Here is a 16209-nt window from a genome sequence, read left to right as displayed (position 1 = left end):
GGATAAAACATTCACCATTGACGATGCACTATTGGCGATTCACCATTGACTATTCATAAACACATAAACAACTTCATTATGTCAGTAATTACAGGCGACAAAGAATTTTTTAAAGGCATTGGCCAGATCAAATTTGAAGGCACTCAATCAGATAATCCACTGGCCTACAGGTGGTATGATGAAAATAAGGTGATTGGTGGTAAAACCATGAAGGAATATTTACGCTTTGCCTGTGCTTACTGGCACAGCTTCTGCGGTAATGGCGGCGATCCTTTTGGTGCACCCACACACTTACATCCGTGGGATGTAAAAACCGATGCAGTAGAAAGAGCAAAAGATAAAGCTGATGCTGCATTTGAATTCATTACCAAATTAGGGTTGCCTTATTATTGTTTTCATGATGTGGATGTGGTGGATTATACCAACGATGTAGCGGACAATGAAAAAAGATTACAGGCTATAGCGGCCTACCTGCAGCAAAAGCAGGACGCCAGCGGTGTAAAATTATTATGGGGTACGGCTAATTTATTTTCTAATCCAAGATACATGAATGGCGCTACCACCAATCCTGATTTTCATGTACTGGCACATGGCGGCGCACAGGTAAAAGCAGCATTGGATGCTACTATTTCTTTAAAAGGCGAAAACTATGTTTTCTGGGGTGGAAGAGAAGGCTACATGAGTTTACTGAACACCAACATGCAAAAAGAAAAAGAACATTTTGCAAAATTCCTGCATACAGCAAAAGATTATGCAAGGCGCAATGGCTTTACCGGTACTTTCTTTATTGAACCCAAACCATGTGAGCCAAGCAAACATCAATATGATTATGACAGCGAAACCGTAATTGGTTTTTTACGCCAGTTTGACCTGTTGAACGATTTTAAACTAAATATTGAAGTGAATCATGCAACACTGGCCGGTCATACTTTTCAGCATGAATTACAGGTGGCAGCAGATGCCGGCATGTTGGGCAGCATTGATGCCAACCGTGGCGATTATCAGAATGGCTGGGATACCGACCAGTTCCCCAATAATATTAATGAACTGGTAGAAGCCATGCTGGTAATTGTGGAAGCCAATGGATTTGCAGGCGGCGGTATCAATTTTGATGCAAAGATCCGTCGTAATTCAACCGACCTGGTAGATCTTTTCTATGCCCATATTGGTGGTATGGACACTTTTGCAAGGGCATTGATAGTAGCCGATAATATTCTAAATGAATCTGATTATAAAAAATTCCGGGCAGACAGGTATGCCAGCTTTAATAACGGTGCAGGTAAGGACTTTGAAAATGGTAAGTTAACTTTGGAAGATCTTAGGGATTACGCAGTCAAAAATGGCGAACCTGCAGTGATCAGTGGCAGGCAGGAATACCTGGAGAATATAATCAACAGGTTTATTTAAGAAGAGTTCGTCACGGACTGCACAGGTTTTCACGGATAATACAACCGTCGTTTAAAGATTGTTGTGAACATCAGCAAAAAGATCAGTGAAAATCTGTGCAATCAGTGGCAAAAAATATTGTGGTTAAAATATGAAACAACAGAAGGTTTTTTTATTCGATCTGAATGGTACAGTGATCAATGATATGCAGTTTCACATTCAGTCGTGGTACGAAATTTTGAACAGTTTGGGCGCTACCATTTCCTATGAAGAAACAAAACTGCAGTGTTATGGTAAAAATGAGGAATTACTGGAGCGGATCTTTCCGGGAAGGTTTACGGATGAGGAAATGAAAGCGATGATTGTTGAAAAGGAAAGGAGGTACCAGGAAAATTTCAGGCCCTATTTAAAACTCATCGACGGGTTGGGGGAATTTTTAGAAGCCGCCTATATGGCCAATATTCAAATGGCGATTGGATCGGCCGCCATTCCTTTTAATATTGATTATGTATTGGATGGCTTGCAATTACATAAATATTTTCCTGTGGTGGTAAGTGCATATGATGTAGTGGAAAGTAAGCCGCACCCCGAAACGTTTTTATTGTGCGCTGAAAAATTGAATGTAGCTGCAGCAGACTGCATTGTATTTGAAGATTCACCCAAAGGCGTGGAAGCGGCTGCAAGAGCGGGCATGAAAGCCGTAGTGATCACCACCATGCATACGAAGGAAGAATTTTATGGTGATAATATTATTTGTTGTATAGAAAATTACGGTAACGGTTTATTCGAAAAACTGGTACATTAAAAAGATAACGATGGCTGCTGAAAATAAATATGTAATAGGCGTTGACTATGGAACGGACTCTGTTCGTTCGGTTGTATTGAATGCCATGAACGGAGAAGAAATGGCCGCTTCAGTTTTTTATTATCCAAGATGGAAGGAAGGTAAATATTGCAATGCCATTGCCAACCAGTTCCGCCAGCACCCCCTGGACTATACCGAAGGCCTGGAAGCAACAATAAAAGATTGTCTGCAAAAGGCAGGGCCCGAAGTAGCCGCCGGGGTAAAGGGCATTTCTGTTGATACCACCGGTTCTACACCCGTTGCAGTAGATGCCACAGGAACACCACTGGCATTAGTGCCGGGCCTGGAAGAAAACCCCAATGCGATGTTTGTATTGTGGAAAGATCATACCGCAACCAGGGAAGCAGAAGAGATCAATACACATGCAACAAAATTCCCGGTTAATTATTTACAATTCGTAGGCGGTATTTACAGCAGCGAATGGTTTTGGGCAAAACTGTTACATATTTTAAGAGAAGACGAAGCCATCAGAAAAAATATCTACTCTTTTGTAGAGCATTGCGATTGGATACCTTTTGTATTAACCGGTGGCAACGACGCCACAAAATTAAAACGTGGTGTTTGCAGTGCCGGCCACAAAGCCTTATGGGCCGAAGCGTTTGAAGGGTTACCACCCAATGATTTCTTTACATCACTGGATCCTGTGTTGGATGGCATCACAGCAAAACTATTTACAGCAACCTATACTTCTGCTCAACCTGTTGGTACTATCAGTAACGAATGGGCGCAAAAACTGGGCTTACCAAAAGATGTGGTGATTGGTGCAGGTGCATTCGATTGCCATATGGGTGCAGTAGGCGGACAGATTGAACCGTATTACCTGAGTAAAGTAATGGGCACATCTACCTGCGATATTTTAGTGGCTCCTGTTGATGAAGTAAAAGATACACTGGTAAAAGGTATTTGCGGGCAGGTAAATGGCTCTGTAATTCCCGGTATGATCGGCATGGAAGCAGGCCAATCTGCTTTTGGAGATGCTTATGCCTGGTTTAAAAATCTCATCAGCTGGCCCATACATCAGTTTGTAACAGATGAAAAAGAAAGAGAACTGATCACTGATAAAATAATTGCCGCATTGGCAACTGAAGCAGCAAAAATTGAACTGAACGAAAAAGATGAACTGGCACTCGACTGGATGAATGGCAGAAGAACACCTGATGCCAATCAATTATTAAAAGGAGTGATAGCAAATATAAATTTAGGTAGCGATGCTCCAAGAATTTTTAAATCATTAGTGGAAGCTACCTGCTTTGGCAGTAAAGCCATCGTTGAACGTTTTATAAGCGAGGGTATTCCTGTAAAAGGAATTATTGCATTAGGCGGTGTTGCAAAAAAATCAACCTACGTAATGCAGGTAATGGCCAATGTGCTGAACATGCCCATCCGCATACACAGCAGCGAACAAACCTGTGCCAATGGTGCCGCTATGTTTGCCGCCACAGCTGCTGGTTTATACAGCAAGGTAGAAGATGCTATGAATGCCATGGGGCAGGGCTTTGAAAAAACATACGAGCCGCAGCAGGATAAAGTGGCTTACTATGCAAAGCGGTATAAAATGTACCTGGATTTAGGGAACAAAATTGAAAAAGGATAGGGTGGATCACTCCTTAAGAGTGGCTCACCCGGCCAATTCTTAGTTTGGGCCATCCTTAATGGGGTGACTCAACCAATAGAAAATATAACTGGGATCAGAACAGAAAATCGAAAATAATTGATCATAAAAAATGGTTAGCCTCCTTCAGGGGCCAGGGTATCATGAGTAACAAATATCAACACATTCAGCAAGAGGCTTACGAAGCCAACATGCAATTACCCCAATTGGGTTTAGTACTTTTTACTTTTGGTAATGTAAGTGCAGCCGACAGAAGCCTGGGTGTATTTGCCATTAAACCAAGCGGTGTTGCCTATGAAGATCTTACACCTGCAAAAATGGTGATCGTTGATTTTGAAGGCAAGACGGTTGAAGGTGATCTGCGTCCTTCTTCTGATACATTAACCCATGCAGTACTGTACAAACACTGGGAAAAGATCGGCGGTATTGTACATACACACTCTACTTACGCTACCGCATGGGCGCAATCACAAAGAGACATTCCTATTTTTGGAACAACACATGCTGATTATAATACGGTTGATATTCCCTGTGCACCACCGATGGATGATGAAATGATAAAAGGTAATTACGAATATGAAACCGGTTTCCAGATCATGAATTGTTTTAAAGCCAATGACCTGAAATATGAAGAGGTGGAAATGGTATTGGTGGGTAATCATGCACCATTTACCTGGGGAAAAAATGCTGCCAAAGCGGTACACAACAGTGCGGTATTGGAATGTATTGCAAAAATGGCCCTGCTTACAGAACAAATTAATTTTAATGCACCAAGATTAAAAGATGCATTAATTCAAAAACATTTTGAACGCAAACACGGGCCGGATTCTTATTACGGACAATCGTAGTATTTATATAACCCCGGCAGCGGTTAGATAGAATAGCCGACTATAACCTGACTTAACATCTTTAAAATAAAACGAAAGCTAATTATGAAACAATTATCATCACTAATCCTGGCAGCATCTGTGTTTTTATTTTCCTGTAATAACAACGCTGAAAATAAAGAGACCGCTGCCGCAAATACCACTCCTAAAATGGGCATTACAGAAAAATCTTTCGGCAGTGTAAATGGTGAAGCAGTTACTGAATATACTTTAACCAATGCCAATGGCATGCAGGTGGGTATTATAAATTATGGTGGTACGCTTACAAAAATCCTTACTAAAGATAAAGACGGAAAATTGGGTGATGTTATCCTGGGCTTTGATTCCATTGCAGGATACACTCAAAAAGGCAACCCGTTTTTTGGCGCATTGATAGGCCGTTACGGCAATCGTATTGCCAAAGGTCATTTTACTTTGGATGGTACTACTTATACATTAGCTCAAAATAATAATGGTCAATCTTTACATGGTGGCCTTAAAGGGTATGATAAAGTAATGTGGAAAGCAGAGAAGCAGGCCGGAGACAGCAGTTTAAAATTAACCTACCTGAGTAAAGATGGAGAAGAAGGGTATCCCGGTAATTTATCTGTAGAAGTTATTTATACTCTGACAGCAGACAATGCATTAAAGATTGATTATGCAGCTACCACCGATAAAGCCACACCGGTTAATTTAACCAATCATGCATATTTTAATTTATCAGCAGGAAAAGATTCTACTATTCTAGATCATGAATTAATGCTGAAGGCAGATAAATTTACAGAAGTGGATTCTTTTTTAATACCCACCGGAAAATTGCCTGATATAAAAGGAACACCAATGGATTTTACCACCGCAAAAAAAATAGGTAAAGATATTGCAACAGTAAAGGGTGGTTTCGATCACAACTGGGTATTAAGCAAAAATGCCAATACATTAGAAGTGATAGCCACTTTATACCATCCTGCAAGTGGCCGTTATATGGAAGTATCCACTACAGAACCGGGCATACAATTTTACAGCGGTAACTTTTTAGATGGCACCTTAACCAATACCAATGGCGGACAAAAATATGTGCAGCATGCGGCACTTTGTTTGGAGACACAGCATTTTCCGGATAGTCCAAACCAGCCCACATTCCCGAATACCATTTTAAAACCGGGAGAAAAATATACCCATACTTCATTGTACAAATTTTCAGTAAAATAAATGGTAAAGCAGTCTTCTTTTAAAAAGAAGACTGCTTTGATAAAATACTTGTATGAAAAATTATTTTTTATCAGCCACTATCTTTTTAAGCTTGCCGGTACTGGCACAGCAAAATGATTATGCTATTAAAGAAGTGAATTTTACGCAGGTAAAATTATCGGATAATTTCTGGCTGCCAAGAATAGAAACCAATCGTACCGTTACTATTCCGGCTTCTTTTGAACGTTGTGAAAATACCGGGCGTGTAAAGAATTTTGTAATGGCAGCGCAAAAACAAGGCAAATTCTGCACCCGCTATCCTTTTGATGATACAGACATTTATAAAACCATTGAAGGCGCTTCATTTTCCCTGGCAGTTCATCCGGATAAAAAATTAGAAGCCTATGTGGATTCTTTAATTGCCATTATTAAAGCGGCACAGGAACCTGATGGGTATTTATATACAGCAAGAACAATTGACCCATTACATGTAGGCAGTTGGGTAGGTAAAGAAAGATGGGAAAAAGAAAGAGAGCTCAGTCATGAATTATATAATGCCGGCCATTTGTACGAAGCGGCTGCCGCCCATTTTTTAGCTACTAAAAAAAGAAATCTTTTAGACATTGCTTTAAAGAATGCAGATTTGGTTTGTGCTGTTTTTGGTCCCGGGAAAAAATCAGTAGCACCAGGACATGAAATTGTAGAAATGGGTTTGGTGAAATTGTATCGCATCACCAACAAGATTGACTATTTAAATACCGCTAAATTTTTTATAGAAGCAAGAGGAAGGTACAATGGTTATGATGCCAAAAGTAGTGACAGCTGGAGAAATGGTTCGTACTGGCAGGATAACAAACCGGTAGTGCTGCAGGATGAAGCAGTAGGCCATGCCGTTAGGGCAGGGTATTTATATGCGGCTGTTGCTGATGTGGCAGCACTTACAGGAGATGACAGTTTAACCAGGGCAATTGATAAGATATTTGAGAATGTTGTAACAAAGAAAATTTATGTGCAGGGGGGCGTTGGTGCCATTGGTGCCGGCGAACGTTACGGCGATAATTATGAATTGCCCAACAACACAGCTTATAACGAAACCTGCGCTTCTATAGCAGAAGTGTATTGGTATTACAGGATGTTCTTATTGCATGGCGATGCTAAATATATTGATGTGCTGGAAAAAACTTTGTACAACGGTTTAATATCCGGTATTGGTCTGGATGGCAAATCTTTTTTCTACACCAATGCCATGGAAATACGCAACAGCTTTACCCATCCTGATATGGAAGCCACAAGGTCGGGTTGGTTTGAATGTAGTTGCTGCCCCACTAATTTAACCCGTTTAATTCCTTCGGTGCCGGGATATATGTATGCACAAAAGGGCGATAATTTATTTGTGAATCTTTTTATCAACAGTACGGTTGATCTTACAGTAAATAATAAAGCCGTGCAGGTTGTTCAGCAAAATAATTATCCCTGGGATGGTGATTTAAAATTTACTATCAATGCAGCAAAAGCCAATGCATTTAATTTACTGATCAGGATTCCGGGATGGGCAAATGATGCAGCCATTCCTTCTGACCTTTACAAATTCACCAGCACGTCTTCTGCAAAACCAATAGTAAAAGTGAATGGCGTTGCCATAGCATACGCCATGCAAAATGGTTATGCGGTCATTAACAGGCCATGGAAAAAAAATGATGTGGTGGAAGTAAACCTGCCAATGGAAGTGAAAAGAGTAGTAGCCAACGAAAATGTAAAAAATGATATCGGTAAAGTAGCCTTGCAGCGTGGCCCGATCATGTATTGTGCAGAGTGGGTGGATAACAACAGTAAAACAAGTAACCTGATCATTCCTGACGGTACAGTTTTTAAAAGTGAATTCAATCCGGGTATTTTAAATGGTGTGATGACGTTAAAGGCCGAAGTGCCTGCAGTGATCATTACTAACAACGATAATATTTCAACACAAAAACAAAGTTTTACAGCCATACCATATTACAGCTGGGCCAATAGGGGCAAAGGCGAAATGACGGTGTGGTTTCCAACGCAGGTAAAGGACATTGAAATTCTGTCGAAATGAAAATAGAACATCTGGCAATTTGGGTGGAAGATTTAGAAAGAGCAAGAGATTTTTATGTGCAGTATTTTGATATGCAGTGTAGCGGAAAATATATAAATGAACAAAAACAGTTTGCCTCTTATTTCCTGTCATTTGCCGGCAAAGGAGCAAGAATTGAACTGATGCACCGCCCCGGAATTTTAAAGCATAATGGTGACAGGGGGATTGTGACAGGGTTTACACATATTGCAATTTCTGTTGGCAGCAAGGAAAATGTAAATGCTTTAACGGAGCGAATGAGGGCTGATGGTATTACCATACAAAGCGAACCAAGAACAACCGGCGATGGCTACTACGAAAGTGTTGTATTGGACCCGGAGAAAAATTATATTGAAATAACTGAATAAAAATAATAACATGAAAAGTAGTATCAACACAAGAGGATCAGAGGTTTGGTTTGCTACAGGCAGCCAGAACTTATATGGAGAAGAGACTTTAAAACAGGTAGCCAAACATTCTGCTATGCTGGCAAAATCGCTGAATGATGCAGAAGTCATCCCTGTAAAAGTTGTTTTTAAACCCGTTTTAAAATCTACTGAAGAAATTTACAACCTGGTAATTGATGCTAACAGCAATAAGAACTGTATTGGTATCATTACCTGGATGCACACTTTTTCTCCTGCTAAAATGTGGATCAACGGATTGAAGATCTTACAAAAACCATTACTGCATTTGCATACCCAATTCAACCGTGATATTCCATGGGGCGAAATTGATATGGATTTCATGAACCTGAACCAATCGGCTCATGGTGACCGTGAGTTTGGTTTTATGATGAGCCGTATGCGTATGGAAAGAAAAGTAGTGGTAGGGCACTGGCAGGATAAAAATGTAATTGCACAAATTGCAGGGTGGACAAGATCGGCATTGGGCTGGAACGATTGGCAGGGCGCAAAATTTGTACGCTTTGGCGATAACATGCGTTATGTTGCGGTAACAGATGGCGATAAAGTAGAAGCCGAATTAAAATTCGGGTATAGCGTAAATACTTATGGCATCGGCGATTTAGCTGGTGTTATCAACGGTATAAAAGAAACTGCAGTTACAAAACTGTGTGATGAATATGCGGAGTTATATAAATTAATGCCTTCGTTAAAAAAAGGTAATGCTCAACACCAGTCTTTACGTGATGCTGCTAAAATAGAATTGGGCATGCGTAAATTTTTAGAAGAAGGAAATTACAAAGGATTCACCGATACATTTGAAGACCTCCATGGCCTGCCACAATTACCAGGCATTGCCACACAACGTTTAATGGCCGATGGGTACGGTTTTGGTGGCGAAGGTGATTGGAAAACAGCGGCGTTGGTAAGAGCAATGAAAGTAATGGGAACAGGATTACCGGGCGGTAATTCTTTCATGGAAGATTATACTTATCATTTTGAACCCGGCAATGAAATGGTATTGGGAAGCCATATGTTGGAAATTTGCCCCAGCATTGCCAGCACTAAACCGAGTTGCGAAATTCATCCCTTAGGTATTGGCGGAAAGGCCGATCCTGTGCGTTTGGTTTTTAATGTAGGTGCAGGCCCTGCATTAAATGCCTCTTTAATGGACCTGGGCAACCGTTTCAGGTTATTGGTAAATACTGTTGATGCTGTTAAGGCAACACATGAACTGCCTAAACTACCGGTAGCAAGAGTGTTGTGGAAACCACATCCTAATATGCAAACAGGTTGTGCGGCATGGATACATGCAGGCGGTGCACATCATACCGGCTACAGCCAGAATCTTACTGCAGAAAATATGGAAGACTTTGCAGGCATGGCAGGAATTGAATTTGTTTGTATCAATAAGGATACTAACATTTACAATTTAAAGAATGAATTAAGATGGAATGATGTATTTTACAAAATAAACAGCAAATAATATCTACTAATAATAAAAAAGCAACTTGCTTATGAATGGTTTATCCTCTTTAGACATGCTGATCTTCGTGATCTATTTTATACTGGTGGCCGGTTACGGTTATTGGGTGTACAGTAAAAAGAAGAAAGCAGCGATCTCAGCATCGCATGATTATTTTTTAGCCGAAGGTTCACTTACCTGGTGGGCAATCGGTGCATCACTTATTGCCTCAAATATTTCTGCAGAGCAATTTATTGGCATGAGTGGTAATGGTTATTTTGTAGGTATTGCTGTGGCAGCATACGAATGGATCGCTGCATTGGCATTGATCATTATTGCCGTATGGTTTATGCCCATCTATTTAAAGAACAAGATATACACCATGCCGCAGTTTTTAAAAACACGGTATAACGAAACGGTGTCATTAATAATGGCCATCTTCTGGTTATTCTTATATGTATTTGTAAACCTTACTTCAATTTTATACCTGGGTGCTATCGCTATCAGCGGCTTGATAGGGCCTGAGTATTTACACATTGTAATGATTGCATTGGCGGTGTTTTCACTTATCATTACTTTAGGCGGTATGAAGGTGATTGGCTACACCGATGTGATACAGGTGGCTGTATTGATTATCGGTGGTTTTGCAACCATCTACTTTGCATTGACTATTGTAAGCGAAAAATTTGGTTTGGGAAGAGATGCGTTAGCCGGTTTTAAAACCTTAATGTCACAGGCTCCCGATCACTTTCATATGATATTGCAAAAACCGGTAACGGGAGTTACACCACAGGAAGATGTAAATAAATACCTTATACTTCCAGGTATTGCTATGTACTTTGCCGGGCAGTGGATAGTGAATTTAAATTACTGGGGTTGTAACCAGTACATCACACAAAGAGCACTGGGAGCTGATCTGCAAACTGCACGAAAAGGAATTTTGTTTGCAGGATTTTTAAAACTGATGATGCCGATCATTGTAATGTTGCCGGGTATTGCGGCTTATGTGTTGCACAAAAATGGACACCTGGAAGGCTTACGTGGTATGGATGATGCTTATTCTGCAATATTAGGATTCTTACCTTCAGGATTGAAAGGATTGGCCATTGCCGCACTTACTGCTGCAATTGTTGCATCATTGGCCGGTAAGCTTAATAGTATCGGTACTATTTTTACGCTTGATATTTACATGAAATATTTCCGTAAAAAAGCAGCGCATACCGATGGCACTAAAGCTGATGTATTAACTACGGTAGAAAGAGATGCACATAAAGAAGGTGAAGAAAAAAATATGGTTTGGGTTGGCCGCATGGTAGCATTGGTGGCTATTGTATTGGCAGTGATTTTTGAATGGAAAGATCTGTTGGGTATTGGTGGCGAAGGTGGTTTCACTTTCATTCAGAAGTATACTGGTTTTATCAGCCCGGGTGTGTTTGCCATGTTTATACTAGGGATGTTCTGGAAAAGAACTACCGGTGCAGCAGCAGTGGCAGGTTTGTTAACCGGATTCCTGATGGCGATCTTCTTTAACAGCTTTGCTGTTTCAGTTTTTGGTCACGAAAACTTTATGTACACAGCATTTATCAACAGCAAAGGGGTTTACGAAATTCCATTCCTCATCAACATGGGCTGGGCATTTGTAATTACCATGCTGGTAATGATAGGTATCAGTATGGCAGGGCCAAAAGATAATCCTAAGGCATTCGAACTGGATAAGAGCATGTTTAAATTGAAACCTTCAATAATTGCAATGATCGTAACCACAATATTGATACTTACTGCATTGTATGTTAAGTTCTGGTAACAGTACTGGTAGTTATAGCAAATAATAATAAAATCCCTTTGCCTGGTGGCAAAGGGATTTTTGTTTCAATGACCAGCTTCTTCAAATAGGCAACAGCTACCGCTTATATAAAAAAGCCCCAAAAAGTAGGCTGAAAATATTCTACAGTCTAATTTCAGGGCTTCTTAAAAATAAAGCCATGAAAAAAGCACTCACCTTCCTTTGCCTGTGTATAGCAGCAACTGCTATTGCACAGCAACCATTGTTTATTCCGCAAAATGTAAAAAAGGCATTTGATAACGGCACCCGTAGTATGGACGGGAAGCCCGGGAAAAAGTATTGGCAGAATTTCGGCCGCTATAATATCAGCGTTACCACCATGCCACCTGCCAAAGAGGTAAAGGGTACCGAAACCATTACGTATATCAATAACAGCCCCAATACATTAACAAGATTAACCATCAAATTAATTGTAAACATTCACAATCCCGGTACTGCACGGCAGGGCAATGCTTCCGCAGATTATTTAACAACGGGAATACATATTGATAAGTATACAGAGAATGGTACCGAAAAACCATTTGGCGATCCGCGGGGCTCCACCAATTATGGTATACGTTTAACTAAAGGGGTACCCAGTGGCGATAGCGTAAAACTAACATTCGACTGGCACTATGACCTGAGCGAACAAAGTGGTAGGGAAGGTAAATTAGACAGCACCAGTTTTTTCCTGGGTTACTTTTATCCTCGTGTATCCGTAATGGATGATGTGAACGGATGGGACAGGATGAACTTTACCGATGCACAGGAATTTTACAACGATTTTAATGATTATGAAGTTTCAGTTACGGTACCTAAAAACTTTTTAGTATGGGGCACCGGCGATCTGTTGAATGCAAATGAAGTATTGCAAACAGCTTATGCCGACAAATTTAATAAAAGCCTTACCAGTGATGAAGTGATCAACGTAGTGACACAAAAAGACCTGGATACAAAAAATATCACCACACAAAATGCCACCAACACCTGGAAATGGAAAGCCACTAATGTGAGTGATATGGCGTATTGCATCAGCGATCATTATGTATGGGATGCTGCAAGCGTGGTAGTAGATAAAAAAACAGGCAGAAGGGCTAGTACCCAGGCTGCGTTCAATGATAAAGCGGTCAACTTTCACAACCAGGTAAAGCACATTCAGCATTCATTGGATTGGTATAGTAATAACTGGCCGGGAGTACCTTATCCTTTTCCAAAGAGTACCATCATTGAAGGTTTTGCAGATATGGAATATCCTATGATGGCCAACGACAGCAGGCAGGATGATGATGTGATACAACGTTTTATTGCAGAGCATGAAGTAGGGCACAGTTATTTTCCTTTTTACATGGGCATTAACGAACACCGCTATGGTTTTATGGACGAAGGCTGGACCACCGCATTTGAAAATATGATCGGCATTGCAGACCTGGGTAAAGAAAAAGCCAATACATTCTTTAAACAATTCAGGGTTAATGGCTGGGCATTGAATCCTTCTGACGAAACACAAATACCCATTATTACCCCGGTAAATATTTTAAGCGGGCAAGCCATGGGCGAAAATGAATATGGCAAACCTGCATTGGCGTACCTGGGATTAAAAGACATGCTGGGTGATGACCAGTTTAGAAAATGCCTGCATGGTTTTATGGATCGCTGGCATGGTAAACATCCTATACCATGGGATATGTTCAATAGTTTTTCTGATATTAACGGTAAAGACCTGGGCTGGTACTGGAACAACTGGTTCTTTACCAGTAATTATATGGATGTGGCGGCAGATAAAGTAGTGCCGGCAAAAACAGGCTATACTGTTACTATAAAAAATATCGGCGGTTTTGCCATACCGTTAGATATTGTGATGGAATATGCCGATGGTACCACAGAAACATTGCACCAGACGGCAGCAATGTGGGAGAAGAATCAACAACTGGCTACCATAGAAATTAAGACGGCAAAAAAGATCAGCTACTTAAAATTGGATGGCGGTATTTATGTAGATGCTAATGATAAAGATAACAGCTGGGGCACGGCAAAAACAAAAGCAACAGCTGCAGTAAGTAATTTAGACCTGGGTAAATACACCGGCACTTACAGCTCAAAACAAATACCCATAAAAATTACATTTAGTAAAGAAGACAATAAATTAGTAGCAGAACCGGGTGGACAGGACAAAGTTACTTTGGAAAGCACCGGAAAAGATATATTCAGTTATGTGGCAGCAGGCGCTATATTTGAATTTGATACCACAAAAAATGAAATGACCTTAAAACAGGGTGGAGGAACATTCTTATTTACTAAAGAGAAATAGTATAATCAACAATATAAAAACTTTAATAGCTGCAAGGGAAAAGCTGCAAAGGGAAACAAGAAAATTTAACGGGCATGCTTATCTGCCGGAGCTTATAACCTGCAGCTTATGCGGATCAACATTGCTATGTGTTTCTGATAAGCCTTGAAAGTTTATGGGGTGAAATTAATGTTTCAGTGGTCTTTTCTTTATCATGCCGCCCTTGGTATCTTTAATACTGCTCATTACCACAAAAGCATGAGGGTCAATTTTTTCAATCTCTGTATTCAGGCGGTTCAATTCCAGTCTTGTAACTACAGTGTATACAATATCAATATTTTTAGCTTCCCCGCTTTTTCCAAAGCCACGTTTACCATTGTACACCGTTACACCGCGGCCAATGATATTAATGATCATCTCTCTTATTTCTTCGTTATGCGAAGAGATGATGGTAACGCCGGTGTATTCTTCAATACCTTCAATAATAAAATCGAGTGTTTTGGACGCTGCCAGGTAAGTAACCATGGAGTACAAAGCAACTTCAACGGATAAAAAATATGCTGCTGCAGAAAAAATAATTACATTGATGAGGATGATGATATCGCCGATGGTGGTACCTAGCTTACGGCTTAAATAAATGGCCAGCACTTCGGTTCCATCAATAACAGCACCGCCTCTTACCGAAAGGCCGATGCCGGCACCCAGGAAAAAACCACCAAACACTGCTACCAATAAATTATCTTTTGTTACATCAGGAAAATGCACCGTACCTACAACTAATGCCAGGCCGCAGATAGCCAATGTTGTTTTAATGGCAAAGGCCTTACCAATGGTCTTGTAGCCAAGAATTATAAACGGAATGTTCACTACAATCAGTAATGCATACAGCGGTACATCTGTTAATGCCGAAATTAATAATGAAATGCCGGTGGCACCGCCATCAATAAAATGATTGGTCAATAAAAAGCCTTTAAACCCAAAAGCGGCAGAAAAAATACCCAGCGTGATAAGTACAAAATCCCTGATATGCCGGAATATGGTCAGCTTCAATTCCCACCAGCCTTTTGCCAACTCAAAATCCGAATATTTCTTTTCTTTGCCAGCCTGCTCACCCTTCTTCCTGAGCGTGGTTTGTATGACAATATTTGTAAGAAATGGGTTCATATTGTTTCTTTAAATGCAGTCAATTGGTATTGCCAGTGATGCGTCGTAACCAAATTTAAGGTTTAATATCGAGGGTTGGTGAAAGGTCAGATTAGAAACCGGTTAAAATACAGCGTAAAACAAGCATAAACTACAAGAATCAGCTGGCTGTATGATGTCCGTCATAAAGCAAATTATTTTGCTGCCGTATTCTTGCATACTGAAATTATTATTCAGAGATAGCAATTTCAGCAGTTTTAGTTTTTATGAGGTGCAGCGGGCACCGGTTTCAACTTCCGTATCCTTTATGTAACCACAGACTCCGCCGGGCTTGCAGCTGCAAACATGGCGGAGTTTTTTATTTGCAGGCTGCAAATAAAATGTAATTTTTAAAGTTTGTTTTTTTATGTGGTGATTGTACTGGTGTTTTGTAATATTGAAAATATTACAGGATTAACTGGTTTTATTTTTCTGGTCACTTATTCTTTTAAATCCAAGGCCTTTCCAGTTAGTAACTTCAGTCAAATTATTATATACATTCAGGCCTGCTCTTCCGGTACCATTATTTGAAACCGTTGTTTCTGAAATTAAATACCCGTTTTCCAATTCAATAAACCCTTTATCAAAATTGTCGCCAAAAGTAATCAGGTCTTTTATAATACTGTCTTTAATATATTTAAGCCTGTTCTCTCTATACTCAATGGTATATGGCTGATGTGCTGTAACTACTGGTTTTATTTCAGCCCGTTTTCGTGGAAGCAGAAATTGAAAAATGTCCTCAAAAAAACTAAGTTTTTCCTTCCGGGGCTTCACCTCCGTGTCAGGGGATGGTGGCGCTTCTTCATTAATATGATAAACCGGGTAATCTGAAAGATCAGTAAAAACACTGAAGGCTGCTTCATCAAGCTCTTTAATTATTACTTCATCCCAGCCGCTTTTTGGAATATCAATTATAATGCTGTTATCCAGTTCAATAAAACATTCGCCGGTGTCAAGCCCATAACTTTCATATTCCACTATCTGAAAAATATTGGTTATTCTGCAGCCAATAAGATCTTGTTGTTGCATTACAA

Annotated in this window: 12 protein-coding genes; 10 read left to right on the top strand and 2 right to left on the bottom strand. The window is 40.2% G+C overall.

The window, feature by feature from the left end; all coding sequences use genetic code 11:
* Positions 1-78 precede the first annotated feature (78 nt).
* From xylA to ACYVM0_RS07825, 10 genes are all read left to right on the top strand, one after another.
* Complete coding sequence (xylA, locus tag ACYVM0_RS07870; protein ID WP_460555024.1) at positions 79-1407, top strand: xylose isomerase; 1329 nt, start codon at positions 79-81, stop codon at positions 1405-1407.
* Positions 1408-1537: 130 nt separating this feature from the next.
* Positions 1538-2191 (top strand): HAD family hydrolase, encoded by a 654-nt coding sequence (locus tag ACYVM0_RS07865; protein ID WP_460555021.1) that lies wholly within the window; start codon positions 1538-1540, stop codon positions 2189-2191.
* A 10-nt stretch (positions 2192-2201) separates the two neighbouring features.
* On the top strand, positions 2202-3845 hold the full coding sequence (locus ACYVM0_RS07860) for a ribulokinase (RefSeq protein ID WP_460555018.1): 1644 nt from the start codon (positions 2202-2204) through the stop codon (positions 3843-3845).
* A gap of 161 nt (positions 3846-4006) precedes the next feature.
* On the top strand, positions 4007-4711 hold the full coding sequence (locus tag ACYVM0_RS07855) for an L-ribulose-5-phosphate 4-epimerase (protein ID WP_460555015.1): 705 nt from the start codon (positions 4007-4009) through the stop codon (positions 4709-4711).
* 84 nt (positions 4712-4795) lie between these two features.
* Complete coding sequence (locus tag ACYVM0_RS07850; protein WP_460555012.1) at positions 4796-5938, top strand: aldose epimerase family protein; 1143 nt, start codon at positions 4796-4798, stop codon at positions 5936-5938.
* 52 nt (positions 5939-5990) lie between these two features.
* Positions 5991-7997 carry a glycoside hydrolase family 127 protein gene (locus tag ACYVM0_RS07845; RefSeq protein ID WP_460555010.1) on the top strand — a complete coding sequence of 669 codons (2007 nt, stop codon included), beginning with the start codon at positions 5991-5993 and terminating at the stop codon, positions 7995-7997.
* Positions 7994-8383 (top strand): VOC family protein, encoded by a 390-nt coding sequence (locus tag ACYVM0_RS07840; protein WP_460555007.1) that lies wholly within the window; start codon positions 7994-7996, stop codon positions 8381-8383. The genes ACYVM0_RS07845 and ACYVM0_RS07840 overlap by 4 nt, the downstream gene beginning before the upstream one ends.
* 10 nt (positions 8384-8393) lie before the next feature.
* Positions 8394-9905 carry an L-arabinose isomerase gene (gene araA, locus ACYVM0_RS07835; RefSeq protein WP_460555004.1) on the top strand — a complete coding sequence of 504 codons (1512 nt, stop codon included), beginning with the start codon at positions 8394-8396 and terminating at the stop codon, positions 9903-9905.
* Between the two features lie 31 nt (positions 9906-9936).
* On the top strand, positions 9937-11688 hold the full coding sequence (locus ACYVM0_RS07830) for an SLC5/6 family protein (RefSeq protein ID WP_460555001.1): 1752 nt from the start codon (positions 9937-9939) through the stop codon (positions 11686-11688).
* Positions 11689-11866: 178 nt separating this feature from the next.
* A complete protein-coding gene (locus ACYVM0_RS07825) occupies positions 11867-14014 on the top strand; it encodes a M1 family metallopeptidase (RefSeq protein WP_460554999.1) in 2148 nt (715 codons plus the stop codon).
* A 165-nt stretch (positions 14015-14179) separates the two neighbouring features.
* Here the strand turns inward: ACYVM0_RS07825 and ACYVM0_RS07820 are convergent, their stop codons facing one another.
* Positions 14180-15157 (bottom strand): YitT family protein, encoded by a 978-nt coding sequence (locus tag ACYVM0_RS07820; RefSeq protein ID WP_460554996.1) that lies wholly within the window; start codon positions 15155-15157, stop codon positions 14180-14182.
* A gap of 432 nt (positions 15158-15589) precedes the next feature.
* A complete protein-coding gene (locus ACYVM0_RS07815; RefSeq protein WP_460554993.1) occupies positions 15590-16204 on the bottom strand; it encodes a hypothetical protein in 615 nt (204 codons plus the stop codon).
* Positions 16205-16209 lie beyond the last annotated feature (5 nt).

The sequence above is a fragment of the Ferruginibacter profundus genome, from assembly GCF_054783275.1.
Note: the sequence above shows the minus strand (reverse complement) of the source record. Positions and strands in the feature narration are given on the sequence as shown.